Annotated in this window: 22 protein-coding genes and 2 tRNA genes; 8 read left to right on the top strand and 16 right to left on the bottom strand. The window is 35.6% G+C overall.

All coding sequences use genetic code 11. The features are described 5' to 3' along the window. Positions 1–62: 62 nt before the first annotated feature. Positions 63–1,862, bottom strand: coding sequence for an excinuclease ABC subunit UvrC (uvrC, locus tag ACEN2F_RS08055; RefSeq protein WP_441737738.1), 1,800 nt, complete (start codon positions 1,860–1,862; stop codon positions 63–65). Between the two features lie 127 nt (positions 1,863–1,989). Here uvrC and ACEN2F_RS08050 point away from each other — a divergent pair, with 127 nt between their 5' ends. Beyond that, positions 1,990–2,952, top strand: coding sequence for a succinylglutamate desuccinylase/aspartoacylase family protein (locus tag ACEN2F_RS08050; RefSeq protein ID WP_441737737.1), 963 nt, complete (start codon positions 1,990–1,992; stop codon positions 2,950–2,952). 53 nt (positions 2,953–3,005) lie between these two features. Beyond that, on the top strand, positions 3,006–3,569 hold the full coding sequence (locus ACEN2F_RS08045) for a 5-formyltetrahydrofolate cyclo-ligase (RefSeq protein ID WP_441737735.1): 564 nt from the start codon (positions 3,006–3,008) through the stop codon (positions 3,567–3,569). A 300-nt stretch (positions 3,570–3,869) separates the two neighbouring features. Here ACEN2F_RS08045 and ACEN2F_RS08040 read toward each other — a convergent pair whose 3' ends face one another. The 8 genes from ACEN2F_RS08040 to gdhA all read right to left on the bottom strand — a co-directional run bounded on the left by ACEN2F_RS08040 (position 3,870) and on the right by gdhA (position 13,992). Next, entirely contained in the window at positions 3,870–4,469 is a 600-nt protein-coding gene (locus tag ACEN2F_RS08040; RefSeq protein ID WP_441737733.1) for a lipoprotein signal peptidase, read from the bottom strand. Positions 4,470–4,554: 85 nt separating this feature from the next. After that, a complete protein-coding gene (locus ACEN2F_RS08035; RefSeq protein WP_441737731.1) occupies positions 4,555–4,935 on the bottom strand; it encodes a TraR/DksA family transcriptional regulator in 381 nt (126 codons plus the stop codon). Positions 4,936–4,941: 6 nt separating this feature from the next. After that, entirely contained in the window at positions 4,942–8,400 is a 3,459-nt protein-coding gene (gene ileS / locus ACEN2F_RS08030) for an isoleucine--tRNA ligase (protein ID WP_441737730.1), read from the bottom strand. A 267-nt stretch (positions 8,401–8,667) separates the two neighbouring features. Beyond that, entirely contained in the window at positions 8,668–8,871 is a 204-nt protein-coding gene (locus ACEN2F_RS08025) for a helix-turn-helix transcriptional regulator (RefSeq protein ID WP_441737728.1), read from the bottom strand. Further along, positions 8,861–9,322, bottom strand: coding sequence for a hypothetical protein (locus tag ACEN2F_RS08020; RefSeq protein WP_441737727.1), 462 nt, complete (start codon positions 9,320–9,322; stop codon positions 8,861–8,863). The genes ACEN2F_RS08025 and ACEN2F_RS08020 overlap by 11 nt, the downstream gene beginning before the upstream one ends. A gap of 110 nt (positions 9,323–9,432) precedes the next feature. Next, a complete protein-coding gene (gene recO / locus ACEN2F_RS08015; protein WP_441737725.1) occupies positions 9,433–10,146 on the bottom strand; it encodes a DNA repair protein RecO in 714 nt (237 codons plus the stop codon). Between the two features lie 90 nt (positions 10,147–10,236). Continuing rightward, positions 10,237–12,525 carry a type IX secretion system anionic LPS delivery protein PorZ gene (gene porZ, locus ACEN2F_RS08010; RefSeq protein ID WP_441737723.1) on the bottom strand — a complete coding sequence of 763 codons (2,289 nt, stop codon included), beginning with the start codon at positions 12,523–12,525 and terminating at the stop codon, positions 10,237–10,239. Positions 12,526–12,648: 123 nt separating this feature from the next. Continuing rightward, a complete protein-coding gene (gene gdhA, locus ACEN2F_RS08005; RefSeq protein WP_441737721.1) occupies positions 12,649–13,992 on the bottom strand; it encodes an NADP-specific glutamate dehydrogenase in 1,344 nt (447 codons plus the stop codon). 272 nt (positions 13,993–14,264) lie between these two features. Here gdhA and ACEN2F_RS08000 point away from each other — a divergent pair, with 272 nt between their 5' ends. Further along, positions 14,265–15,071: a THC0290_0291 family protein gene (locus ACEN2F_RS08000; protein WP_441737719.1), complete on the top strand. Its 807-nt coding sequence runs from the start codon at positions 14,265–14,267 to the stop codon at positions 15,069–15,071. Between the two features lie 81 nt (positions 15,072–15,152). On the opposite strand, the gene ACEN2F_RS07995 is transcribed toward ACEN2F_RS08000, so the two are convergent. Beyond that, complete coding sequence (locus tag ACEN2F_RS07995; protein ID WP_441737717.1) at positions 15,153–16,298, bottom strand: cystathionine gamma-synthase; 1,146 nt, start codon at positions 16,296–16,298, stop codon at positions 15,153–15,155. A 103-nt stretch (positions 16,299–16,401) separates the two neighbouring features. Between ACEN2F_RS07995 and ACEN2F_RS07990 the strand changes: the two genes are divergently transcribed. After that, positions 16,402–17,145, top strand: a complete 744-nt coding sequence (locus ACEN2F_RS07990) for a DUF3298 domain-containing protein (RefSeq protein WP_441737715.1) — start codon at positions 16,402–16,404, stop codon at positions 17,143–17,145. 153 nt (positions 17,146–17,298) lie between these two features. Here ACEN2F_RS07990 and ACEN2F_RS07985 read toward each other — a convergent pair whose 3' ends face one another. The 3 genes from ACEN2F_RS07985 to ACEN2F_RS07975 form a co-directional block, all read right to left on the bottom strand. After that, entirely contained in the window at positions 17,299–18,510 is a 1,212-nt protein-coding gene (locus ACEN2F_RS07985) for an MFS transporter (RefSeq protein WP_441737713.1), read from the bottom strand. 278 nt (positions 18,511–18,788) lie between these two features. Further along, positions 18,789–19,829 (bottom strand): Gfo/Idh/MocA family oxidoreductase, encoded by a 1,041-nt coding sequence (locus ACEN2F_RS07980; RefSeq protein WP_441737711.1) that lies wholly within the window; start codon positions 19,827–19,829, stop codon positions 18,789–18,791. Positions 19,830–19,953: 124 nt separating this feature from the next. Then, positions 19,954–21,021, bottom strand: coding sequence for an NADH:flavin oxidoreductase/NADH oxidase (locus ACEN2F_RS07975; RefSeq protein WP_441737709.1), 1,068 nt, complete (start codon positions 21,019–21,021; stop codon positions 19,954–19,956). Positions 21,022–21,245: 224 nt separating this feature from the next. Between ACEN2F_RS07975 and rseP the strand changes: the two genes are divergently transcribed. From rseP to ACEN2F_RS07955, 4 genes are all read left to right on the top strand, one after another. Further along, positions 21,246–22,589, top strand: a complete 1,344-nt coding sequence (rseP, locus tag ACEN2F_RS07970; protein WP_441737707.1) for an RIP metalloprotease RseP — start codon at positions 21,246–21,248, stop codon at positions 22,587–22,589. A 138-nt stretch (positions 22,590–22,727) separates the two neighbouring features. Further along, positions 22,728–22,801 (top strand) — tRNA-Asn (locus ACEN2F_RS07965). Between the two features lie 224 nt (positions 22,802–23,025). Continuing rightward, entirely contained in the window at positions 23,026–23,616 is a 591-nt protein-coding gene (locus tag ACEN2F_RS07960) for a phage integrase SAM-like domain-containing protein (protein WP_441737705.1), read from the top strand. Between the two features lie 110 nt (positions 23,617–23,726). Next, positions 23,727–23,798 (top strand) — tRNA-Arg (locus ACEN2F_RS07955). Positions 23,799–24,019: 221 nt separating this feature from the next. Here the strand turns inward: ACEN2F_RS07955 and ACEN2F_RS07950 are convergent. The 3 genes from ACEN2F_RS07950 to ACEN2F_RS07940 all read right to left on the bottom strand — a co-directional run bounded on the left by ACEN2F_RS07950 (position 24,020) and on the right by ACEN2F_RS07940 (position 26,292). Then, on the bottom strand, positions 24,020–25,087 hold the full coding sequence (locus ACEN2F_RS07950) for an SDR family oxidoreductase (RefSeq protein ID WP_441737703.1): 1,068 nt from the start codon (positions 25,085–25,087) through the stop codon (positions 24,020–24,022). A gap of 93 nt (positions 25,088–25,180) precedes the next feature. Beyond that, positions 25,181–25,744 carry a Crp/Fnr family transcriptional regulator gene (locus ACEN2F_RS07945; protein WP_441737701.1) on the bottom strand — a complete coding sequence of 188 codons (564 nt, stop codon included), beginning with the start codon at positions 25,742–25,744 and terminating at the stop codon, positions 25,181–25,183. A 128-nt stretch (positions 25,745–25,872) separates the two neighbouring features. Then, positions 25,873–26,292 carry a DUF2452 domain-containing protein gene (locus ACEN2F_RS07940; protein WP_441737699.1) on the bottom strand — a complete coding sequence of 140 codons (420 nt, stop codon included), beginning with the start codon at positions 26,290–26,292 and terminating at the stop codon, positions 25,873–25,875. Positions 26,293–26,495 lie beyond the last annotated feature (203 nt).

Genomic DNA, 26,495 nt, shown 5'->3' with positions numbered 1-26,495 from the left:
TATGGTAATAGAATTGGAAAAGATTGGATATTATTTGTCCAAATTTCGATAATATAAAATAATCATTCCTTCGTTGTTGTGTAAAATTCGGTTATTTTTTTGGCTTTAGACATACCTATAACGCCCGAAATTTCATTTTCTGTCGCTAACTTCAATCTTTTAACACTTTTAAAGTGCTGAATCAAAGCCAACATCGTCTTCTCGCCAATACCGGGAATGGATTCTATTGAAGAATTTAGTGCTGCTTTGCTCCTTTTGTCCCGGTGATGGGTTATCCCAAAACGGTGTGCTTCGTTTCGCAATTGTTGAATAATTTTGAGTGTTTCTGATTTTTTATCTAAATATAACGGAATAGAATCTCCCGGATAAAACAGCTCCTCTAGCCTTTTGGCAATACCAATTATGGCTATTTTTCCACGCAAACCCAATTCATCAATACTTTTTAATGCTGATGACAGTTGCCCTTTTCCACCATCAATAATTATTAAGTCAGGCAACGGTTCCTTTTCATCCAACAATCGTTTGTATCTTCTGTAGACAACTTCGGTCATTGAAGCAAAATCATCTGGACCTTCAACCGTTTTTATATTAAAATGACGATAATCTCTTTTGCTCGGTTTTCCATCTTTAAAAACCACACAAGCTGCAACAGGATTAGTTCCTTGAATATTCGAGTTGTCAAAGCATTCAATATGTCTTGGCTCAACTGACAGGCGCAGGTCTTTTTGCATTTGTGCCATAATTCTTTTCGTATGACGATCTGGATCTACAATTTGCAGTTGTTTCAATTGTTCGATTCTATAAAACTTAGCATTGCGAATGGACAAATCTAAAATTTGCTTTTTGTCCCCTAATTGCGGAACAGTTACTCTTATATTTTCTCCCAAATCAACAGCAAATGGGACAATAATTTCTCGGGACAACAATTGAAAACGCTCTCTTAATTCGATAATTGCTAATTCCAGTAATTCTTCATCGGATTCGTCGAGTTTCTTTTTGATTTCCATCGTGTGTGAACGAATAATCGAGCCGTGCGAAATTTGCAGGAAATTTACATATGCCGCACTTTCATCTGAAACTATCGAAAAGACATCAATATTTGTGATTTTTGGATTTACAATCGTAGAACGTGATTGGTAATTTTCCAGCACTTCTATTTTTTCTTTTATTTTTTGGGCTTCTTCAAAATGCATGTCGGCGGCCAGATTAGTCATCACCCGCTTGAAATCCTTCATGCTTTCCTTGAAATTCCCTTTCAGAATTTCGCGAATTGCATCTACTTGTTTTTGGTAATTATCTAACGTTTCATGACCTTCACACGGACCCATACAATTGCCTATATGGAATTCGAGACAAACCTTGAATTTCCCACTTTCGATATTGCTTTTACTCAAATCATAATTGCAAGTTCGTAACGGATACAACTCTTTAATCAGCTCGAGAATAGTACTTACAGTCTTAAAACTGGTGTAGGGACCAAAATATTCCGATCCATCTTTGACCATTCTACGTGTTGCAAATATGCGCGAAAAAGGTTCTTTCTTGATACACAACCACGGATAACTTTTGTCATCTCGAAGCAACACGTTATAGCGTGGCTGCAAGGTTTTGATCAGGTTATTTTCTAATAAAAGAGCATCCGTTTCCGTAGGAACAACAATATGTCGTATGGTGACAATCTTCTTTACGAGCACATTCGTTTTGGCCGTATCATGAATTTTATTAAAATAGGACGAAACTCTTTTTTTTAAATTTTTGGCTTTGCCAACATACAAAATTTTTCCTTCCTTGTCGTAATATTGATAAACACCTGGACCGTCTGGTAAGGTTTGTATTTGAAGTTCGAGTGAAGGAAGTACCATTATAGATTGATTCTTTTTAATTTAATTTCGAACTTCAAAAATACAAATAACATTTTTCAAAAGCGAAAAATGACGCACTTCTTATTTCTTCACAATTAATTTTCTAATTTTAGCCTTTCAACATCCTATGAACATACAAGAACACAAAAATATAACGATTTTAAAAGAGCTCATCTTACCGGGAGACAGCAAAACCATCAATATGGAAATTGCAAAACTCCATACCATGACCAAGCTCAAAATACCAATAATAGTAGAACGATCAAAAATTGACGGCCCCACGGTATTGTTTACCGCTGGACTTCATGGAGATGAAATTAATGGCGTAGAAATTGTGCGCCAGCTAATTGTTCAGAAAATCAATAAACCAAAAACAGGAACTATCATTTGTATTCCCGTTATCAATGTCTTTGGTTTTGTAAATCAATCCAGAGAATTTCCAGACAAACGAGATTTAAACCGAGTATTTCCGGGCAGCAAAACAGGTTCCCTTGCAAGCCGATTTGCTTTCAATTTGATTAAAGAAGTGTTGCCAAATGTAGATTATGTGATCGATTTTCATTCTGGAGGAGCCAGCCGTTTTAATGCGCCGCAAGTTCGAATTATTCCAAATAATGCAGCTTTAAAGACCTTGTCAGATGTTTTCAACACCTCTTTTACGATGTTTTCAAAAAACATTCCAGGCACTTTTAGAAATTCCTGTAACAAATTAGGGGTAAAGATGCTGCTGTTTGAAGGAGGGAAATCCATTGATATCAATGATGAAATCACTCAAGAGGGAGTTGATGGTTCAACACGAATTTTACATCACTTGGGAATGTTGCATTCCAAGAAAAAAATTACAATCCCCGAAAAAGAGACTATTTACATTGAAAAATCAGTTTGGATCAGAGCCAAATATTCCGGAATGTTTCATGGATGCACAAAAATTGGCAATTACGTAACCAAAGGACAATTATTAGGAACAATTTCAGATCCCTACGGAAAGGTAGAACACAAAGTAAAAGCACCTAATTCAGGATATATTTTTAATGTAAACGATGCACCAATCGTGTATCAGGGAGATGCGATCTATCATCTTTCTTCTTAAAAAAACAGCAAACACAATAAAGTACATTTGTATCTGTTTCGAAATCAAAAACCATGAATAAAACAGCATTACGTTCAAAATATAAAGCACTGCGGAATTCTCTATCCGAAAATGAACAAGAGGAAATGAGTTTGGCTATAGCCAATAAAACACTTATACTTCCTATTTGGGACCACATCTACTTTCATATTTTCCTTCCCATCACGGAACACAAGGAAGTCGACACGGAATTAATATTGCACATACTATCTGGAAAAAATAAAGAAATTCTAGTTTCAAGAGCTGATTTTATCACTCACAAAATGACTCATTTTCTATTGACAGATAATACTAAAATCCAGAAAAACCAGTATAATATTCCAGAACCAGTTAATGGAATTGAAGTACCCTCGAATAAGATTGAGGTCGTTTTTGTTCCGCTTTTGGCTTTTGATAAAAAGGGACATCGTGTAGGTTACGGAAAAGGATTTTATGATGCATTTTTGTCAGAATGCAAACCAGATGTAATCAAAATTGGGCTGTCTTTCTTTGAATCCGAAGAATTAATTGACGATATTTTTGAAGGCGATGTACAATTAGATTATTGCGTGACGCCAAAGGAAATTTATAAATTTTAATTTTAAATCCATACTTTTGCAAAAAATACTATTCAATTAAGTTATGAGAACATTCAAGAAGTCCAGATTTGCCGTAAGCGTTATGGTTTTTCTATTCGCAGTTTCATTTTCAAACTGCAGCATTCAAACCGGAACTAGCAGATCTTCTTATAAAGCTAAAAAACTTCCACCGGGACAAGCAAAAAAAATATATGGAGGAAAAAGTGCTAAACGGTACGCACCCGGACATAATAAAAATTAGAAAAAGGACCTGCTCAAATCATGAACAGGTCCTTTTTTTATAGCACAATATTGTATGGATTAATCGTGATGAAAAGCTTTTTTGTTGAAAAAAATCAATATTCCAACTCCTGTAGAAATAGCCATATCAGCAATATTAAAAATAGCGTTGAAAAAAGTAAATTCCTTCCCGCCCCAAATAGGTAGCCAACTTGGCAAATTTCCATGCCAAAAAGGAAAATAAAACATATCAACTACTTTTCCGTGAAACCAAGTTCCATACGGTTGATCAGCAAATACTGCAGCTACTTCTTGTTGACTGTCACCAAAAATAACGCCGTAAAAAACAGAGTCAATTATGTTTCCAAAAGCACCCGCCAGAATCAATGAAATAGCCACAATCAAATGAGTAGAACTGTGTTTTTTTTCTGTGGAATCCCAAAGCCAATATCCGATTCCGCCAACAGCAACCAATCTAAAAAGGGTTAAAAATAATTTTCCGTAAACACCTGGAATTACAGTTCCCCATGCCATTCCTTCATTTTCAATAAAAAGAATTTTAAACCATTTGAATACTTCGACCTCTTCCCCTAAAATAAAATTAGTTTTAATATAAATTTTAGAAACTTGATCAACAAGTAATACCATGAAAATAAGGAGATACGCTTTTCGTAATGACATTTTATAAATTTTAGTGGCGCAAAAATAACAATTAAATCAAAAAAAACGCTCCCAAAGGAGCGTTAAATATTGTTTAACTAACGGTTTATCGTTGCAAGTTTTTAGCTTCAATACTCATTGTTGCATGAGGGACAATTTTTAATCGTTCTTTCCCAATTAATTTGCCGGACACTTTACATACGCCGTACGTTTTATTTTCGACCCGAAAAAGAGCATTTTTCAAATCGCGGATAAACTTTTCCTGACGAATCGCCAGCTGCGAGTTTGCTTCTTTTGACATACTTTCGCTTCCTTCTTCAAAGGCTTTGAAGGTTGGTGAAGTGTCATCAGTTCCGTTATTCAAATCATTCATGTAAGCGCTCTTGATCAAATCCAGATCCGCTTGTGCTTTTTGAATTTTCCCTAGGATAATCTCTTTGAATTCTGCTAAATCAGCATCAGAATATCTTGTAATTTCATCTGTCATTTTATATTATTTAGAAATTAATATCATTGTTTTTATATCGTCAAATTCAATTTCTGTTGCATTTTCCAGGTCGTCTACAAAAACCAAATCGCTGGTTAATGTTTCTGATTTTATATATGCTTCATTTTGAAGAATTGCAGCTTCTAAAAGTCCATTTCTTTGTAGCTGAACCTTAATTTTGTCAGTAACTTCAAATCCAGAATCTTTACGAATATTCTGAATTCTGTTTACTAATTCTCTGGCAATTCCTTCTTGTTTTAATGCTGGTGAAATTGTAATATCAAGCGCAACCGTGATTCCGTTTGAGCTGGCTACTAGCCACCCTGCAATGTCCTGTGACGTTATTTCTACATCTTCTAACGTTAAAATTACGTTATTTCCTGCAATAATAATATTCAGACTTCCTTCCTTGTCTAATTGAGCAATTTGCTCCTTTGAAAAACCTTGTATTTCCTTAGAAATCAAGCCCATATCTTTGCCAAAACGAGGTCCCAGCGCCTTAAAATTAGGCTTGATTTGTTTGACCAAAACACCAGAAGCATCATCCAAAAATACAATTTCTTTCACGTTTACCTCTGCCTTTATAAGCTCTGAAACCGCTTCAATTTCAGTCCTTTGCTTATCATCAAGTACTGGAATCATTACCTTTTGCAACGGTTGGCGTACCTTAATCATTTCCTTTTTTCGGAGTGATAAAACCAGTGATGAAATGGTTTGCGCTTTCTGCATTTTGCTCTCTAGCATTTTATTAACATAGTTTTCAACCGAAATTGGGAACTCCGCCAAATGTACACTGTCATATTTTTCCGACTGTGTTGCTAACGTTAAATCTCTGTAAAGTTTGTCCATAAAGAATGGAGCAATTGGCGCACCCAGCTTACTGATAGTCAACAAACAGGTATATAAAGTTTGATACGCTGCAATTTTGTCTTGTGCATATTCTCCTTTCCAGAAACGTCTTCTGCACAACCTAACGTACCAGTTACTCAAGTTTTCTTGTACAAATTCTGATATTGCGCGAGCTGCTTTTGTTGGTTCATAATCCGCATAAAAACCATCCACTTCTTTGATCAAAGTATTCAATTCTGAGATGATCCATTGATCAATTTCAGGTCTTTCGTGTACCGGAATTTCGGCTTCTTCAAATTTGAAACCATCAATATTGGCATACAAACTAAAGAACGAATAGGTATTGTATAAAGTTCCAAAGAATTTTCTGCGTACCTCAGCGATTCCTTCTAAATCAAACTTCAAGTTGTCCCAAGGATTTGCATTCGAAATCATATACCAGCGCGTCGCATCTGGGCCGTATTCTTTTAATGTTTCAAAAGGATCTGCGGCATTGCCTAAACGTTTGGACATTTTTTGTCCGTTTTTGTCTAAAACCAATCCGTTAGAAACTACATTTTTATAAGCTACTTTATCAAAAACTAATGTACCAATGGCGTGCAAGGTATAAAACCAGCCCCGAGTTTGATCGACTCCTTCAGCAATGAAATCAGCAGGAAAATCTTTGTTTTGGTCAATTTTATCTTTGTTTTCAAAAGGATAATGCCATTGTGCATACGGCATAGAACCGGAATCAAACCAAACATCAATCAAATCCGCTTCACGCGTCATTGGTTTTCCAGAAGCAGAAACCAAGGTGATTTCATCGACTACATTTTTATGTAAATCCACTAAATCATAATTCGTTTCCGCCATATTTCCAATTTCGAACCCTTTGAAAGGATTTTCTTTTTGGAAACCTGCAGCGATAGATTTTTCAATTTCATTGTATAATTCTTCAACAGAACCAATTAAGATTTCTTCTTGTTTGTCTTCGGTTCTCCAAATTGGCAATGGAATTCCCCAGAATCTAGATCGTGATAAATTCCAGTCATTGGCATTTTTGATCCAGTTTCCAAAACGTCCTTCTCCGGTTGATTTTGGCTTCCAATTGATCGTTTCATTCAATTCAAACATTCTATCTCGTACTTCCGTGATTTTTATAAACCAGGAATCCAATGGGTAATATAAAATAGGTTTGTCAGTTCTCCAGCAATGCGGATAACTGTGTACATATTTCTCTACTTTGAAGGCTCTATTTTCTTCTTTTAATCGAATAGCAATTTCAACATCTATAGAGCGTTCCGGTGCTTCTCCATCATTATAATATTCGTTTTTCACATATTTACCAGCATATTCCCCTACATGAGAGGTGAATTTTCCCTGTAAGTCTACTAATGGAACTGGAGTTCCACTTTCATCTAAGACTAGCATTGGCGGGATTTCTGGCGTAGCTTCTTTAGATACTTTGGCATCATCAGCACCAAAGGTTGGCGCAGTATGCACAATTCCAGTTCCGTCTTCTATCGTTACAAAATCACCTAAAATTACTCTGAAAGCATTTTCAGCATTTTGATACGGCAACACAAATGGCATTAATTGTTCGTACCGAATGTCAACTAAATCAACTCCTTTGCATTCTGCGAGCACTTGATACGGAATTTTCTTGTCCCCTTCTTTGAAATTTTCAAAATCAGCTGCATCGTCACTAGCGAAAAATCCTTTCCCAAATTGTTTTCCAACTAAATTTTTAGCTAAAATTAAGGTTGTTGGACGAAATGTATATTGATTGAAAGTTTTCACTAAAGCATATTCAATTCTTGGCCCTACAGTCAACGCCGTATTACTTGGCAAAGTCCACGGGGTGGTTGTCCAAGCCAAGATAAAAACCTCATCTAAGTCGGCTGCTTCTAGCTTATAATGCAATAAGTTATTTGAACTGATGTAGTCATAAAACTTAGAAAACAACACTTCCTTGTGTGCATCAATCACTTTAAATTGCGCTACAACAGTCGTATCTGTTACATCCCGGTAACTTCCCGGTTGGTTCACTTCATGCGATGATAACCCAGTTCCTGCTTTTGGAGAATACGGCTGAATGGTGTAGCCTTTGTACATCAAATCCTTGTTGTAGATTTGCTTCAAAATCCACCAAACCGTTTCCATGTATTTGGATTTGTAGGTAACATACGGATCTTCCATATCTACCCAATATCCCATTTTTTCGGTCAAATCATTCCATACATCCGTATAACGCATTACGGTTTTTTTGCACGCTTCGTTATATTCTTCTATGGAAATGGTTTTTCCAATATCTTCTTTGGTAATTCCTAATGCCGCTTCAGTACCTAATTCTACTGGCAAACCGTGGGTATCCCAACCCGCTTTACGCTTTACTTGGAACCCTTTTTGAGTTTTATATCTACAAAAAATATCTTTAATAGCACGCGCCATCACGTGGTGAATTCCCGGCAATCCATTTGCCGAAGGCGGCCCTTCAAAAAACACGAATGGTGGGTTCCCTTCGCGAGTGCTTACGCTTTTCTCGAATATGTTTGCTTCCTTCCAAAAATCCAGAACTTCTGACGCCACAGTTGGTAAGTCAAGTCCTTTGTATTCAGTAAATTTTGTACTCATTTTATGCTTTTCTAAATCGAGGTGCGAAAGTAAGGAATTTTGAATAAAAGAAAGAAAAGATGAGAGAAAATAGACAAATTTGATTAGAGAATTCGATAAAATTCATAATATATCCGACAACATTCTATTTTAATCAAAAACTTCTTTTAAAACGTCCAGCAATTTTGGCTTTTTGAATTTTAATTTATGTTGAATCTTAAAAAGTATACTTGTTTTGAAAGACTTTGTATTCAATAGAAGTCCTTATGAATTTGAAGCATTTAACTCTTACTTGTCATCATCGTCCAATTCGAAAAAATCATTAACTGATTTTCCAAACAACCTTGATAATTTTAACGCCAGAACTGTTGATGGCACAAAACGATTGGTTTCAATTGAATTTATCGTTTGCCTAGAAACGCCTATTTTATCAGCTAATTCCTCTTGGGTTAAGTTTAAAATGGCGCGTTCTACTTTTAGTCTATTCTTCATTGTACGCTTTTTTTAACTTGCGGAAAGTAAGAATTTGGAAGAACAATAAAACGCCAAATATTGGAATATCCTTAACACCCTCCATTTTTGGAGCAGCAGAAAAACTAAAGGAAATTAGATAATTAACAAATGGCAATGATAAATTGCCTAGTACTGTTCCGATAACCGCGTAATGGTAGGATTGCATCCTAATTTTGGCGATTAACTCATCTTCTACTTTTTCTTTGGAAATGGCAATCATGAGCAAACTTAAAATAGCTAAAGTCGAACCTATCCTCTGAAATAAATCTTGGTATTTATTATTTTCTAAATAAATTGAGATCAGTGGAACGGAAAAGAATGATATAACAAACAGTATTAATCCAATAATTTTAAATTTATTGGGTAATTGGTAACTGATATATTTATCAATTTTTTCAATATCTCCTTCTTGTTTTGATTTTGATTCCATAAAGTTAATTAGTTAAAGCTTGTTTTCCATAAAGAACAACAAACTTGATTAAAAGACAAATATACTTTACTTTTTGATGCAAAATCAAATTACAAATAAATTTTTTCGTCCTATGAAAAAACTTCTTTTAAAACGTCTAAAGATTTTGGTTTTTTAAAGCCGTCCAAGTGATAACTATAGTAATCAATCAGTATTCTCAAAACAATTTGTCGCTCGATGACATGAAATGTTTTTTGATCATTATCGAATTTCAAATCAATCAGTTTTTTAAACAAATTACTTTCATGTTCGGTGAGCGAACTAATAGCATTAAAGGGTGTAAAAACACCTTCATTCATTTCGAAAAAAGGCATATCCATATCCGAAGTGTCCGGATAAAAACCTAAATATTTTGTGGTTTCTAACAATAAAATTAAATGAAAATTAGCAATTTCGTCATGGTTGTCTAACCAATTTAAAGCGGCTTCAAGAAAATTAAAAAGTGCTTCATTTGTCTCTTCTTCGCGGATGGAATGGTGCAACATTTCGGAGATAAACATCACAATCGTACTCTTATAAATATCCGAATGAATCGAGTGAAAAGCCGAAGCAATTTTTATCTCTTTGAAATTTTCTAAAGTCCCTTTATTTTTATGAACCGCTTCAATTTCAAGAATGGTCAACGGCTGGAAATAAGCGATTTTCTGATTGGCTTTTCGACTCGAAAAAGCATCCCGAACGAAATATGATTTCAAACCATGTGAGAGCGTAAAGCATTTGACAATCAGGCTTTTTTCCTGAAATTTTAAAGACGAAAGAACGATGGCTTTGGTTTTTACTAACAAGTTTAGATTTTTAGATTATTAGACTTTTTAGATTGTTAGATTTTAGAGAACTGACCACTAATCTTATGCATCGAGACTGATCACTGAACACTATCTAATTATCATTACTTTTTTAACTTTGGTTTCCACTCCGTCTTGCGCCGAGATAAAAATCATATACACACCGGAGGCAACTTTGTATTTTCCAAAAGCTGTGGTATCCCATTCTATAGTTCCACCTTCGGCGGTAGTTTCATAAACAAGATTACCACCAATATCAGTAATTTTAATAGTGGCTTTATCCAATAATCCGGCAATTTTAACGGTTCCTTGATATTCAGGTCGCACTGGATTTGGATACACATAAGCGTTACTCAAATCATCATTGGCAGCAGTAGCAATTCCTTTGAAAGACACCAAACCTTTAGCGGTAGCAATAAAAACTTCGCCCGTAGCGCTATTGATATCGACGTCATTTATTACATTGCTGGGCAACGGCGAATTATTTATGGTAAAATGATATTGGGTTTCCTGACCATTTGGCGAAACCAAAAACAAACCCGAATCAGCTGTACCTATCCATTTGTTATTGGCTCCATCTACTGCAATATCCGTGATAAATTGCTCGTACAGTAATTCTTGAGCTAGATTATCCTCTAGAATAATTATTGGATTTGCTGTCATTTGTTCCTCTGATTGAAAACTATTGACATTGGGCAATACCCGTAAACCTTTTGTTGTTCCTATCCACAATTGATTTCTGGTATCTACTGCAACCACGCTTACATTTGAAACTGGTAAATTCCCAGTATCAGCACCAGTTGTTATTTTTTTGAATTTATTGGTACTTTCATTAAATGCAACAACACCATCCTGATTGGTAGAAAGCCATTTGGTTCCACTTTTATCGATGGCAATTGTACCAAAATTGTTATCAATCGCTGAGGCCAAAATCGCATCCATGGCATAACTTTGCCACTGCCCGTTTGGTTTAAGTACTTTTAATCCGTTTTTTATTCGGCTGGTGGTAACCCAGAGATTCCCTGATTTGTCAAATGCAGTTCCATTCACCCTAATATCTATATAATCAGGACCCACAAAAGTCAAAGACTCAAGACCACTATTAGTTTGATTGTATAAAATCTTTGGTTCATCATTTTCTATTTTTAGTAATCCTGAAAAAAAGGAACTTGCATATACTTCATTCTCATTGCTGGGATTAATTGTAACTCTGGTCATTGATTTTGCCCCAAAAACGTTTTGATACGGAATATTTAACCATCCATCTGCACTAAACTTACTTATCCCATAACTATCTAATGGATACGGATTATAATCCGCTGTATAATCTCCGTAAACTGTCCAGAGCATATTAGGCGTGGCTTGAAGTGAAAATATATTGTTTCTAGAAGGACCACTGGGTGTTATGTTTTCAAAAGTTACGGCCGCAGAAAGGGAAGTGGTCGTTAATCCGTTTTCTTTTGTTCCAATAAAAATAGCATCCCCTATTATAGAAGCACAAGTAAAACCAGCATTGGTTTCTGGAAGTTGATTAGTGTTTATTTGGCGTATCAAAACCATTTGGTTATTGTATATATAAACACTATTTAAGGTTGTAACTATTAAATAATTCGCAGCCGTTCTCATATCTATCGAAGACTGAGCGAGCTGAACAAATCCGGCAAACGAATTTGTAGCTAAATTGAATTTATGAACAAATCCCGACGCATCAACCGCATATAAAGTTGTCCCAAAAGTTGTTATACCAGACCAATTACCATTTGTAATTGTTGTCCATTGATTAAAATCGACTAAGTTTTTGTTAGAAATAGTGGCTCTTCGTATTCCACTATTGGTAGCGGCATAAATAAATCCGTTGAACAAAGCCGTTTGGTTCACACTAATTTCCGCTCCGTTGTCACCAATAAAATAGGTGTCACCAAATTGCATGCTGGTCAAATTAAATTGCACGATTCCAAAGTCACAGGAAACATAAGCAACACCTTCAAATTCCATGAAGTGATTGATTTTTTTTATGTTTGCAGGAAGCTGCTTGTTGATAATATCGACCACATTCAAAATACTACCATCAGCCTCATTAATGACAATTATCAGTCCATTTTCGTACCCCACAAGTGTTTTATTGAATGTTGAACTGTGGTATACCGATGAAATTGTTTGCCCAGAGAGTCCGTCTACTGTATTGGTGGTTTTGATTATATTGCTGGCTGTGTTTTTAGAAAACAAGGCATTTTCAGAGGCCGCAAAAACACTGGTTGCTGATACGGCAACATCTTTAATTTCATTATAAGAGAAATAACCCTGCCATGACAAATTGCTTTGGGCAAAACCCAGATGCATAAAAAGTAGCATCAAAAAATATAAAATACTCTTATTCATTATTTACAATCCTATTGAATTACAAATATAGAACAAACGGAAGTCTTAGCATTTTGTTACACAAAAAAAATGCCTTCTGTCTAAAATTGACAGAAGGCATTTCATACTACACTACAACCTGATTTATACCACTCCCTGTGCCAACATAGCATCAGCTACTTTGACAAATCCAGCGATGTTTGCTCCTTTGACGTAGTTTATATATCCTTCTTCATCTGTACCATATCTTTTACATTGATTGTGAATACCTACCATAATCTCTTTTAGTCTGGTATCTACTTCTTCACTTGTCCAGTTTAAGCGGATTGAGTTTTGCGTCATTTCTAATCCTGAGGCTGCTACACCACCAGCATTAGCTGCTTTACCTGGCGCAAAAAGTACTTTTGCGTTTAAGAATTCTCTGATTGCTTCTAACGTACATGGCATATTCGCCGCTTCTGTTACGCAGATAACTCCATTAGCAATTAGGTTTTTTGCATCTTCTTCGTTCAACTCATTTTGAGTAGCGCAAGGAATTGCAACATCAACTTTGACTTCCCACACGCTTTTTCCTTTATGGAAAACTGCATTTGGGTATTTTTCTAAATATGATTCTGCTCTATTGTCTCCTCTTGCTCTCATTTCAAGCATGAAGTCAATTTTTTCTCCTGAAATTCCTTCCTCGTCATAAATATAACCATCAGGACCAGATATGGTAACTAATTTTCCACCTAGATCATTTACTTTTAAGGCAACTCCCCAAGCAACATTACCAAATCCTGAGATTGCTACTGTTTTGCCGTTGATACTGTGGCCAATGGTTTTGAGCATTTGTTCTGCAAAATACACAACTCCATACCCTGTTGCTTCTGGTCTGATCAAAGATCCTCCATACGCTAAACCTTTACCTGTTAACACTCCGGTAAATTCGTTTTTAATTCTTTTGTATTGACCAAATAAATATCCAATTTCTCTGGCTCCAACGCCAATATCTCCTGCAGGAACGTCTAATTGTGGACCAATGTGTCTACAGAGTTCTGTCATGAAAGATTGACAAAAACGCATTACTTCACCATCAGATTTACCCTGTGGATCAAAGTCAGATCCTCCTTTACCACCACCCATTGGCAAAGTGGTCAAACTATTTTTGAAAACTTGTTCGAAAGCTAAAAATTTAAGTACAGACAAATTGACGGTGTGATGAAACCGTATTCCACCTTTGTAAGGCCCAATTGCAGAATTCATTTGTATTCTAAAACCTCTATTCACTTGGATTTCTCCGCTATCATCAACCCAAGGAACACGAAATATAATTGATCTTTCAGGCTCCGCTATTCTGAGAAGCAAATTTTTACCATCATATTTTTTCTGTTCTGCGATAAATGGAATTACAGTTTCAGCAAATTCCCTAACCGCTTGTATAAATTCAGGTTCATTTGGATTTTTGGCTTCAACTTGAGCCATAAAATCATTTACTTTTAGTAACATAGATTATAAATAATTGATTAAGAAAACGATTTCGTTAAACTATACAAAGATACATTTTATAAAAATATTCAGACTTAATTTTTATATTTTATCAACAAAATTATTTTTTTATTACCCATTTGCGACCAATTATGTTTAAGATATACCTTTTAATATAAATCATTATCACTTTCATAAGTAAAGTAGGAATTTGTGAGCTTATCTATAATTTAAATTGGAGCACTGTATAATGTTTTTTATATATTTGTCAGGATTACCAAATTTAGTCCCTAATGATCAGACAAATAGCCCTATTTTTACTTTTGTTTTTTAGTTTTTTAGCAAGCTCTAATGCCCAGTTTGACGGTTTTTCGCACGAAGTAGGAGTAATTGTTGGTCCAATTGCATTTCAATCTGATTATGGAGAACGAAGCAATATTTCAACAAATGCTGGAAATACAGGAATTGGACTAGGAATTATCCATTATTTGAATTTTTCGTATCAATCTGACTGTAACTGTTATACACCCGAAACCTATTTTAACGACCATTTCAAACTAAGAAGTGAACTTTCGTATAATAAAACCAACTTAAAACACTTTGGCGAATTGGTCGTTCCAGAGAAAATCTCACTCGGAGCCAATCAATTGCGGGCAATGACTGGAAGCACGGCAGTTACTAACGTTGGGATGCAACTCGAGTTTTTTCCTTTTAGCATTCGTGATTTTTCTGTTCGAACCGGAAATTTAGCACCTTTTGTAAGTCTTGGTGGTCAGTTTAGTTACTACAATACAAAAGCCTCATCAACCTTAGGTCCTTTAGGAACTCCATTAACTACATTTCCCAAATATTTGACGCCTACGGATGGCCGTCCTTACGGGTTTTCCTCGGAAAGCGGCGCTGTTTGGTCCGTGGTAACTAGCGTGGGAACCCGGTATAAATTATCACCATTATCGGATTTAATGGTCGACTTAAGAATGCAATATTATTTTTCGAATTGGGTTGATGGTTTAAATCCCAATCCAGAAATTTATAAGGAAAATAAAGCAAACGACTGGCTAGTCTGGTTTAATGTGGGATACATTTATTATTTGCAATAATGATAGCACTACTTTTATACACAAAACCCCAACTCTAAAAAATTAGAATTGGGGTTTTGTGTTTTATTTTAAAAACAGATCTTAGGCTAAAGCTTGTTCCAAATCCTCGAGCAAATCTTCAATATCTTCAACACCAACGCTCAATCGCACTAAATCATCGGTGATACCAATTGCAATACGTTTATCTTCCGGAATCGATGCATGAGTCATTAAAACAGGATAATTTGCTAATGATTCTACCCCGCCGAGGGATTCTGCTAGAGTGAATACTTTGATTTTTTCAAGAAAAGCAACTGCATCTTCTTTTTTTCCTGAAACAAAAGAAAACGAAACCATTCCTCCAAAACCACTCATTTGCTTTTTAGCAATTTCATGAAACGGATGGCTACGCAATCCTGGATAATAGACCGTTTTTACTTTGGGATGCTTGTCTAAAAACTCAGCTACTTTCCCTCCGTTTTGACAATGCCGTTCCACACGCAAATGCAATGTTTTTATTCCTCTAAGTACTAAAAAACTATCCATTGGACCAAGAATTGCTCCTGTCGCAAATTGTTGAAAATGCAATTGTTCGCCAAGTGCTTCGTCCTTAACTATTAAAGCTCCCGCAATAACATCGGAATGGCCTCCAAGATACTTAGTGGCAGAATGCATGACAATATCGGCGCCTAAATCCAAAGGTTTTTGTAAATAAGGTGTCGCAAACGTATTGTCAACTGCAAAAAGGATTTTATTTTGCTTGGTGATTTTGGCAATTTCCTGAATGTCGGCTAATTTCATCAAAGGATTAGTAGGTGTTTCCACCCAAACCAGCTTGGTGTTTTCATTGATCACCTCTTTTAGTTTCTCTAGATTATTCATATCGACAAAATGAAATATGATCCCATAATTATTGTAAATACGGGTAAACATGCGGTATGTTCCTCCATATAAATCATCCATTGCTATAATTTCATCACCTGCCTTGAAAGAACGTAAAACACAATCTGTAGCTGCTAATCCAGACGAAAAAGCTAAACCTCGAGTTCCGTTTTCAATACTTGCTAGTGCGTTTTCTAATGCTGTTCTGGTAGGATTTGCCGCCCTGCTGTATTCATAATCCGGATTTATTGGTTGTCCAGGACTTGTTTGTGCAAATGTTGATGTTTGATATACTGGCGGCATAACGGCGCCTGTGCTGGGATCATGCTGCTGTCCGCCATGGATCACTTTAGTATTAAATTTCATGTCTTTTAATTTTCATGTTCTCAATTGATTGACAAATTTACCGTTTAATTTATTCTTACCCAGCTGCAAGTAAGTACCTTTGTATTAAATTAACAACTGCAAAATGAAATATGTTGCCCTTTTTTCACTAATCCTTTTTTTTATAACAGGGTGCTCTAAGGAATTGGTTTTTGAACACCAGCGCTTTGCAATGACAACATCATTGCCTTGTAAAGATCATTGTCCTGAAATAACTATAAAAATTCCAATTGCTAAAGAAGTTCCAATTGTTGCGGACAGCATTAATAAAAAAGTATTTTCAGTACTGAAAAAAATTATATATTTTGGTGAAAAGCCTTATGCTGCAACAAACTACAGGGAACTAACGGCTGCATTTATTGGCTCGTACGAAAAATTACAAAGAGATTTTCCTAGCGACACGTTTGGATGGGAAGCCAAGGTTGAAGGAAGCATAAAATACCAATCGGCGAATATTTTGAATATCGAAATCAACCATTACACCTATACTGGTGGAGCACATGGCTATCAGGGATTGCGTTCGTTGCTTTTTGATCCTAATTCTGGAGCATCGATATCTATTGCTGATTTGTTTATTGACAAAGTTGCTTTTACAGCTTTCGCCGAAAAAAAATTCCGAGCAAAATATAAAATTCCCATTAACAAATCAATAAATTCAACGGGGTTGATGTTTGAAAACGAAATATTTTCTCTCCCACAAAATATTTTTTATACTGATCAAGGATTATTGCTATACTACAATTCATACGAAGTTGCTTCTTATGCCGAAGGAACAAAAGAAATTCTGTTGCCATACAAAGAAGTTGCCGATTATTTAACGATCCTTTAAAAACAGAATAAAAACAACCAGTGGCTAAACCTTACTTCAAATTATAGAAGCAGATTACCCCTATTTTTTGAGTTTAATTTGCTCAAACAGTCGCCTTTTTGAGATCTTATTATAAAACGCGAGGATAACTTGTTTCACAAATCAAAAATTTAATTAGTCTATTGCTTTGATTCGGGTCACCATCAACGCAATAAGAAATCCAAAAATACCTATAAATGCGAATGAGAATCGCAGACTGGATAACTCAGCAATGTAACCTATTATTGGTGGTCCCATCAAAAATCCTAGAAAGCTAACACTCGAAACCGTGGTCAAGGCTACACTGGGAGAAACGTTTGGGGTTTTCCCGGCAACACTATATAGAGTAGGCACAATAGTAGAAACGCCTAGTCCTACAAACATAAACGCGAGGGTTGCGGGGATGATAAAAGGAAAAAGTACCGCTGTAAAAAGTCCTACCGAAATCATGACACCACTTATTTGTAATACTTTTTTACGACCAAACTTTTGGATTAATCCATCACCAAAAAAACGTCCGCCTGCCATCATAATCATAAAAGAAGTATACCCCAAAATCACTAATGGGCCTGGTGCCTTGATAACATCTTTAAAATAAACACCGCTCCAGTCAAACATAACTCCTTCACTAGCCATGCAACAAAAACCAATGACACCAAGCCAAATTAAACCACTATCTGGTTTTGAAAACATTTTTTTCTTCTCCACTTGAATCGTTTCTTTGGCTTTGACCAAAAAATTATAATTAAATGCCATCATCAAAAGTACAATTCCGGCAACGATCAGGAAATGAGTATACGGCGTCAGCTCAAAAGCCAGCATGCCCAATCCCACTAAAGCACCGGTAAACCCAGCAAAACTCCACATACCATGAAAAGAGGACATAATCGTTTTTTTGAAAAGTACTTCGGTATAAACACCTTGTGTATTCACGGCTATATTTGATAAATTCCCAAAAATACCAAACACAAATAATCCTAATGATAATTGCCAAGCCGCAACTGCCAAGCCCAAGTTTGTCAAGCTAAAAACATAAAAAAACAATGAAAAAATCAAGATGCGATGACTGCCAAAACGTGCTACTAACTTACCTGAAAAAGGCATTGCCAGCAATTGGCCTAATGGCAAAGCAAATAAAACGCTTCCTAAATCCCCTTCGCTTAAATGCAAAGCCGTTTTAATATCTGGAATTCGGCTGGCCCAAGTGGCAAAACACAAACCCATCCCAAAATAGAACATGGAAACCGCCCAACGAATTCTTTTCAGATACGAAACCTTAACATCCTTATATGATTTCTTGAATTTAGTTTTAGTTTTTGGCCTTCCTAAAAAGTTTAAATCGATCAATGTGATTTGTTTTAGAATTTTATTGGTCCAAAATTACAAAAAGCAACGATTGGTTGTGTCAGAACAACACATTAGATGCGAAATACAACGTTATTGTTTATAAAAATATCACCGCCCATTTGCTAATTTTTTAGACTTTTTTAAAAATAGCACATTGGCGGTATCTTTTATAAATCTAACAATGGGTTTTTTAATGAAAAGACCATAGATTCACTGATTTTATAAAGGGATACAATCAGTGAATCTGTGGCTAAATTTGTATTTTCTTAAAATACTTGCTACAAATCAATTGCTCTTCTCTGGGCACTACTTTGAATCGCAGCTTCAATAATTTGCATTACACGAATACCATCTTGTGCCGTAACTGGTTCGGCGGTATCATTTGTAATGGAATGATAGACACCATCAAAAAAATCATAATAATTTCCCTGAAGTGTAGGTATAATTTCTTGAGTAATTTCTCCATTACTTTCAGTGTGCAACAATCCCCGTTTTTCGATGGATTCTGTTCCCCACATTTCTAAATTTGGTTTGTTTCCTGCTTTCAATTCGTCTTCCTGCACATCACCACGCGGTTTCAGGAACGACCCTTTTTTTCCGTGAACTATATACGCAGGAATGGCCTCCCGAACAAAAAAACCAGCTTTGAGGCGGACACGAAAATTCGAATAATACAGTAAAATATCAATATAATCATCAACTAAAGAATGGTCCCTTGTGATGCGGATATCGGCAAAAACAGATTGTGGCAAACCAAATAAATACAATGCTTGATCTATTAAATGTGGTCCTAAATCCTTCAGAATTCCAGCACCGGAATTAACCGTTTCTTTGTGTTGTTTTGGACTCAAAAGCGGATTGAAGCGATCAAAATGGAATTCAGCTTCTACAATATCACCCAAAACTTTATCGGCAATAATTTTTTGAACAGTTTTGAAATCGCTGTCCCATCTTCTGTTTTGGAAAACGGTTAGTTTTAATCCTTTTTCTTTGGCAATAGCCGCTAATTCCTGCGCTTGGGCAACGGTTGTAGTAAAAGCTTTTTCGACAATGGCGTTTTTCCCGGCCAGCAGCACTTTCTTAGCGTACTGATAATGTGTTTCAACTGGCGTGTTTACAACCACCAAATCAACATCATCTTCCAATAACTCGTCTATTGTGCCGTAACTATTCATCTCCGGATAATCCTGATGAATCAATTTTTTACTTCGTTCCCAAGAACCAAGGAGTTCAAATCCCGGGTGAAAATCTAAAAAAGGGGCATGGAATACTTTTCCGGACATGCCGTAGGAAAGTAAAGCTGTTTTAATTTTGTGCATTCTTGTATATTTTATACGGTTTATTCTGAAAATTGTCATTCCGACGAAGGAGGGATCTACGTTATGTGAGTTACTTGATGAGATTCCTCCTTCGTCGGAATGACAAAAATGATACGTTTATTATTTACTTTTTTGCTCTTTCGTATTGTTTTGGCCATTCGATATCCGCTTGTAAATCATGAGCAAATGTCAACCCTAAATTCGGATTTCTAAGGGATTCTCTGGCAAATAACACTAAATCTGCTTTTCCTAAAGCAACAATTTCTTCGGCTTGGGCGGCATCAGTGATTAAACCTACGGCGCCAGTAAGAATTCCAGTTTCTTTTTTGATGCTTTCTGCAAAAGGAACTTGGTAATTTGGTCCCAACGGAATTTGTTGGTGTGAGACTAATCCTCCTGAAGAGACATCGATTAGATCGACTCCTTTATCTTTTAGTATTTTCGAAAGCTGTACGGATTCCTCTAAGTTCCAGCCACCGTCTGCCCAGTCCGTAGCGGAAATTCTAACGAATAAAGGCAAGTTTTCTGACCATTCTGATTGAACTGCATCCACAACTTCTAATGTAAAACGGATTCTGTTTTCAAAACTTCCACCATATTCATCGGTTCTAAAATTAGACAATGGTGACAGAAACTGATGTAATAAATACCCGTGTGCCGCATGAATTTCCATCACCTGGAAACCTGCTTGAACGGCTCTTTTTGTGGCTGATTTGAAGTCAGAAACTACTTTTTGAATTCCCGCTTCATCTAATGCAACAGGAGCGTTTTCAGTATGGTGATAGGCAACTTCACTTGGCGCCACAGTATCCCAGCCGCCTTGAGTTGCGTCTAGTTTTCTACCTCCGTTCCAAGGTGCTGCAGCACTTGCTTTTCTTCCAGCATGCGCTAATTGAATTCCAGGAACTGATTTCTGGCTGATGATAAATTGATTAATCTGCTGCATTTTTTCGATTTGCTCGTCTTTCCAAAGTCCTAAATCGCCAGGAGAAATACGGCCTTCGGAAGAAACTGAAGTTGCCTCCTGAATAATTAATCCTGCACCGCCACTGGCGCGGCTTCCCAAATGTACGAGATGCCAATCATTAGCAAAGCCATCTTGGGCCGAATATTGGCACATTGGTGAAATTGCAATTCTATTTTTGAGCGAAATGCTTTTTATTTGGAGAGGAGAAAATAATTTTGATGACATATCTTTATTTTAAAAGTGAAAGAAACAAGAAATACTCATTTCAAAAAAGTAAAGTTACGGGAGAGCGACCAAATGCGGGACTGAAATAGCATTAATTAACATACATTTAAAAAGGTATGGAACAATTATTGTAAAATAAACAAATAGAAAACCTTACTTTTGTATGTTTTACAATTAAATTAATAAGAGGATTAGATTGCTTCATTCCTCGCAATGACAAATAAATGGACATAGTTATCAAGCTTTCTCAATTTTTATTGAGCTTATCATTACTTATTATACTTCACGAATTAGGGCATTTCATTCCTGCTAAATTGTTTAAAACCAGAGTTGAAAAATTCTATTTGTTTTTTGACGTTAAATATTCCCTTATTAAAAAGAAAATTGGCGAAACAGAATACGGAATTGGATGGTTGCCGCTGGGTGGTTATGTGAAAATATCAGGAATGATCGATGAAAGCATGGATAAGGAACAAATGTCGTTGCCGCCACAACCGTGGGAATTCCGTTCTAAACCAGCTTGGCAACGTTTGATTATTATGTTGGGTGGTGTTACTGTAAACTTCATTTTAGCATTCATTATTTATATTGGAATGGCATTTGCTTACGGCGATATTTTTATCGCTAATGCCGATTTGAAAGATGGTTTATTGATTGAAAATAAGGCGATGCAAAATGCAGGATTCAAAACTGGCGATCATATTCTATCAGTTGATGGAGAAAAAATAACTCGCTTTGACAATGATCTTACTATGAAAGTCATCATGGCAAAAGAGGTATTTATTGAAAGAAATGGTACCGAACAGGCTATTAAAATGCCAAATGATTTTGTGGATCAATTGTCTAAAGAAGAAAAAAATCCATTATTAGCTATTCGAATGCCTTACGCAATAACTTATATCTCTGAAGGTTCATTGAACACGACCTTGCAGCCCAAAGATATTATCACTTCTTTAAACGGACAACCTACAAAATATTTTGATCAAGTAAAATCTATTTTAGAAGAAAACAAGAACAAAACCATTCCAGCCACTGTTTTAAGAGAAGAGAAAGAAGTGCAATTATCAGTTATTGTTTCTAATGACGGACAATTAGGAATAGGCGTTGGATCTTTAGGAATGGCTTCGCTGGAAAAATTAGGCTATTACAAAATTAGCAAGCAGGAATTTGGTTTCTTAGAATCTATTCCAATTGGGATTACCAAAGGGAAAGATCAATTAATTGGGTATGGGAAACAACTAAAAATGATTTTTAGTCCAAGTACTGGAGCTTACAAACAAGTAGGTGGTTTTAAAGCTATATTTGATATTTTTCCTAATACGTGGAGCTGGCAAGTGTTCTGGAACATCACTGCTTTATTATCGATCATGCTAGGTGTAATGAACTTATTGCCTATTCCAGCACTTGACGGTGGTCATGTAATGTTTTTATTATATGAAATCATTAGCGGTAAAAAACCAAGTGACAAATTCCTAGAGAATGCACAAATGGTTGGTTTCGTATTACTTATAACACTGTTGTTATTTGCTAACGGAAACGACATTTATAAGGCAATTGTAGGGAAATAAAAAAAATTAAATTTTTTTTAATTTTTGCTTGCGAAAATCAAATTAAGCCCTATCTTTGCACCGCTTTACAAGTGAAACACACTTCATTAATTAGCACACAAAAACGTTCATTTTATACAAAAATATAGGAATACAGTTTCCTTCTTAGCTCAGTTGGTTAGAGCATCTGACTGTTAATCAGAGGGTCCTTGGTTCGAGCCCAAGAGAGGGAGCTTTTTAAAAAGACTTTACAGCAATGTAAGGTCTTTTTTGTTTTTAGCCTATAGTGAAATCAGTACTTCACGGTGGTTTAGTAGATAAGAGAGAATTTTTGACTTCTGCCAACTTGCCAACTTATTTTGCAAAAAAAGGCAACATATTAGGCATCATCTCTTTTTCTAAAAGGCATCACTTTTTTTATTGTAACTAATTGCATGTCTGACTTAAAACAAAAGTTATGACAACAGACAATTTCAAAATTCTATTTATTGAAGGAAAGAATAGAAAAAACAAGAAGAATCAATCTCCATTATTTTGCCGAATAACCCTAAATGGGAACAGAAAACAGATTAGCACAGGCATTAATATTGAGTCCGAGCATTGGGATACCAAAAACCAAGTAATTCTAAATTCCCACAAATCTGCAATTCTATACAACTCTCAATTGGACAAAATAAAATCTAAGGTCAATAGCATCTACATGATTTTAAGATTACAAGAAAATCCTTTTTCTATTGAAGACATTCATGGCAAATACTTAGGGAAAGAACTAAAGAAAAGTGAATTTATTCTCTCCTATTACAAACAGTATCTCTCCAAAATTGAAAAACTGGTAGGACTAGAAATCAAAGACAATACCTATAACAAGTTCGTTTATGTAGGCAACCATTTAGAAGCTTTCCTAAAATGGAAATATAAGAAAACAGATTTTCCTTTAGAAGAATTGAGTCTACAGTTTTTAGATGATTTTGATTACTATTTAAAGACAAAGAAGAAACAAGAACAACTACTATCAACAAAACCATTCAAAGGCTTAGAGCCCCAATAAAACAAGCCATTTTAGAAGGCTATTTAGATAGAGATCCGTTTATACTTCACAAGTCCAAAACAGATAGCAAAAGCAGAAAAGCTATTAGAAATGATAACATTTTCATTTTCAGCCCTGTAGTTCAACGGATAGAATGGGAGTTTCCTAAACTTTTGATCCGAGTTCGATTCTCGGCGGGGCTACTAAAAAGACTTTACAGCAATGTAAGGTCTTTTTTATTTTAAAGCGGTAGTGAAAGCGGGACTTCACGATGGCTCTTCTTAATAAAGAGAAATCAAAACAACCTCCTATTTCAAATTCAATAAAGTAACTTCCTAAATTTCCATATACAAGAAAGGGATTCATAACAGTACGTTCTGAATCCCTTTTTTATTTGAATTATTCTAAAAAAACCTTGCCGTAACTACGGAATTAATCGGTCCGTGCGAAGTTGTTCAAATAAATCGTAAAAGGAGTCCTCCGTTCTTTGAAAAACAGGAAATCCAAGTTTGCGACTTTTAGACATATCTGTCATCACTTCTATTGGACGTCCCAAGTCAAGATCCGTATGCCAAGGAGAAGCCAATTTATCTAAATCAGATTCTTCAAGCGCATATTGAACGGCAATGTCTTTCCAAACCGGAGCTTCATTTTTCATTTGTTCTTCAAGAGTATGAATTGTACCGTCAAAATTTATTGCTTCAATTCCGAACGATTCCGCTAATTTATTCCAAAGCCATTTCCAACGAAAAAAGTCGCCATTGACCACATTGAACGCTTCATTATGAGCCGCCGCTGTAGTGGAAGCCCAAATTAAATGTTCTGCCAATACTCTGGCATCTGTAACATCTGAAAGTCCATTCCATTGTGCTGCTGAGCCTGGCCACTGAAATGGCTTTCCTGTTTCTTTGCAAATGCTGGCGAATACGGCAAGCGTTGTTCCTAGATTCATTAAATTTCCAACTGCTTTTCCTATAATAGTATGTGGTCGGTGGATGCTCCATGTAAAACCATCTCGCGCTGCACCTGCATAAACCTCATCCTCCTGAGCATAATAAAAATTTTCTAAATCAAGGCGGGGTTGCTCTTCCCTAAGTGGTGTTTCCGGCAGAAACCCTTCTTTGGCGTAAGCCTCAAACGGCCCAAGATAATGTTTCAGTCCGGTGACAAGCGCTACGTGTTGCACTGATTTTTTAGGAGATAATGCTTCGAGAAGGTTTCTGATCATCAAGCTATTGACCCGAATATTTTCGGCTTCTGTATCTTGACGCATCCAAGTTGTAATGTAAATGTGTGTGGGAGAAATGTCCTTTAAAGCTGTTTTTAAATTATCCAAATCCAAAAGATCTGCAGCAACTGGCTGAAGATTTGCTATATTTTTCTGTGGATTTCTGGCTAAACCATAAGTCACCCAGCCTCTGTCAATAAGCTTTGTTGCGACATTATTACCCGTAATTCCGGTCGATCCAACTACCAATGCTATATTTTCCATATTTTTCTATTAAGATATTATAGAACAAATTTCGAAAATAATACATAGATTATAAAGGACTTACCGCACAAATAATTTGTGACCTATATCACGTTAATGTGACAAGCGGCTCAATGTTTCTCTTGAAATCCCCAGATAAGAGGCTATTAAAGTTTTAGGAATACGGTGTATCAAATCCGGATATAGCTGAATAAATTGCATGTATCGTTCCTCTGAATTCTTGCTCATCAGCGAAAGAATACGGTTTTGAAGTGCAATATTTCCAGCAGTCATTTTCTGCAAAAAGAAGAATTCCATTTTTTGTAATTCGGCACACAGTTTTTCTCTGTTTTCAAGAGTGATATAAAAGGTTTGTGCATCTTCTAAGCAGTCAATATTAAGTGTAGCGTTTTGCTTATTGTAAAAACCTTGATTATCAGTAATCCACCAATCTTTCATGGCAAATTGCAAAATGTGTTTTTTACCTGACTTATCAATGTAAAAAGATTTCAACAAGCCTTTTACAACAAAGTGAACGTACGGTACAGGATTTTCCTGCTGAACAATATATTGGTGCTTTTTATAGTTACCCACCAAAAAATGAGACAGTACAAATTGAAATTCATCGTCTGATAATGAAACAATTTTTTCAATTTGTTGCCTTAAAACTGCTTCCATAGTTCTTTATTAATATTGCGTAAAAATACGAATTAAAAGAACGATTTAAAACCATTACAATCGCAAACATCAATAAATCTAGTCCAATTCTTGATCAAATTGAAAACTAAATTCTTGGTTATTTTATTTTAATAAAAATGCGAATCTTGTGCATTCAGGAGCATCCACTTTTTATCGCTATTCAATTTAAAGGTACCAATATGCTCCTTGTTCCATTCATTAGGTCCTATTAACGATAAGAAATTTACGCCTTCAGCATCTCTGTACAAATGATAGATTTCACCAATTACGGGTTCAAATGAAAATTTAGCACTGTACACTAATTCATTCCATTCGTATTCTTGCATCAACTTTTCATATTGAATCTTGAGTTCGTTAAACTTATTCCCAAGTTCTTTATTTACATTATCAATACCTCTGCTTTTCCAAGAAACAACATCTCCAACACTAATCACCGGAGCCCCAACATTAGTAGCGTAAGGCAATACATTTGCATTAAACCCTTTTTCAGCTGAGTATACAACATTATCTGGTTTTTTATTTTCCATCAAATTTTCCTTTATTTTTTCAATTAATTACAAGAAATCAATCAGCAACGTTTTATTTATTATTTTTAAAATGTTTACACGTGCAACCCTTTTCAATGTTTAACAACGTTTTGTTTTAAGTAGAAGTCGACTCACAAATTTAAAAAGTACATTTTAAAATAATTTTGTTTAATAATTTTTACGCAAAGTTAAACAAATATTTC

It is taken from the genome of Flavobacterium sp. W20_MBD1_R3, from assembly GCF_052119725.1.
Classification (GTDB): Bacteria; Bacteroidota; Bacteroidia; order Flavobacteriales; family Flavobacteriaceae; genus Flavobacterium.
The sequence above is the reverse complement of the archived record's forward strand: the minus strand, read 5'-3'. Positions and strand labels throughout refer to the sequence as shown.

Excerpts from the sequence above, each read along its gene's own strand:
- uvrC (WP_441737738.1), bottom strand. The coding sequence starts at position 1,862 with ATGGTACTTCCTTCACTCGAACTTCAAATACAAACCTTACCAGACGGT.
- ACEN2F_RS08050 (WP_441737737.1), top strand. The coding sequence starts at position 1,990 with ATGAACATACAAGAACACAAAAATATAACGATTTTAAAAGAGCTCATC.
- ACEN2F_RS08045 (WP_441737735.1), top strand. The coding sequence starts at position 3,006 with ATGAATAAAACAGCATTACGTTCAAAATATAAAGCACTGCGGAATTCT.
- ACEN2F_RS08040 (WP_441737733.1), bottom strand. The coding sequence starts at position 4,469 with ATGTCATTACGAAAAGCGTATCTCCTTATTTTCATGGTATTACTTGTT.
- ACEN2F_RS08035 (WP_441737731.1), bottom strand. The coding sequence starts at position 4,935 with ATGACAGATGAAATTACAAGATATTCTGATGCTGATTTAGCAGAATTC.
- ileS (WP_441737730.1), bottom strand. The coding sequence starts at position 8,400 with ATGAGTACAAAATTTACTGAATACAAAGGACTTGACTTACCAACTGTG.
- ACEN2F_RS08025 (WP_441737728.1), bottom strand. The coding sequence starts at position 8,871 with ATGAAGAATAGACTAAAAGTAGAACGCGCCATTTTAAACTTAACCCAA.
- ACEN2F_RS08020 (WP_441737727.1), bottom strand. The coding sequence starts at position 9,322 with ATGGAATCAAAATCAAAACAAGAAGGAGATATTGAAAAAATTGATAAA.
- porZ (WP_441737723.1), bottom strand. The coding sequence starts at position 12,525 with ATGAATAAGAGTATTTTATATTTTTTGATGCTACTTTTTATGCATCTG.
- gdhA (WP_441737721.1), bottom strand. The coding sequence starts at position 13,992 with ATGTTACTAAAAGTAAATGATTTTATGGCTCAAGTTGAAGCCAAAAAT.
- ACEN2F_RS08000 (WP_441737719.1), top strand. The coding sequence starts at position 14,265 with ATGATCAGACAAATAGCCCTATTTTTACTTTTGTTTTTTAGTTTTTTA.
- ACEN2F_RS07995 (WP_441737717.1), bottom strand. The coding sequence starts at position 16,298 with ATGAAATTTAATACTAAAGTGATCCATGGCGGACAGCAGCATGATCCC.
- ACEN2F_RS07990 (WP_441737715.1), top strand. The coding sequence starts at position 16,402 with ATGAAATATGTTGCCCTTTTTTCACTAATCCTTTTTTTTATAACAGGG.
- ACEN2F_RS07980 (WP_441737711.1), bottom strand. The coding sequence starts at position 19,829 with ATGCACAAAATTAAAACAGCTTTACTTTCCTACGGCATGTCCGGAAAA.
- ACEN2F_RS07975 (WP_441737709.1), bottom strand. The coding sequence starts at position 21,021 with ATGTCATCAAAATTATTTTCTCCTCTCCAAATAAAAAGCATTTCGCTC.
- rseP (WP_441737707.1), top strand. The coding sequence starts at position 21,246 with ATGGACATAGTTATCAAGCTTTCTCAATTTTTATTGAGCTTATCATTA.
- ACEN2F_RS07960 (WP_441737705.1), top strand. The coding sequence starts at position 23,026 with ATGACAACAGACAATTTCAAAATTCTATTTATTGAAGGAAAGAATAGA.
- ACEN2F_RS07950 (WP_441737703.1), bottom strand. The coding sequence starts at position 25,087 with ATGGAAAATATAGCATTGGTAGTTGGATCGACCGGAATTACGGGTAAT.
- ACEN2F_RS07945 (WP_441737701.1), bottom strand. The coding sequence starts at position 25,744 with ATGGAAGCAGTTTTAAGGCAACAAATTGAAAAAATTGTTTCATTATCA.
- ACEN2F_RS07940 (WP_441737699.1), bottom strand. The coding sequence starts at position 26,292 with ATGGAAAATAAAAAACCAGATAATGTTGTATACTCAGCTGAAAAAGGG.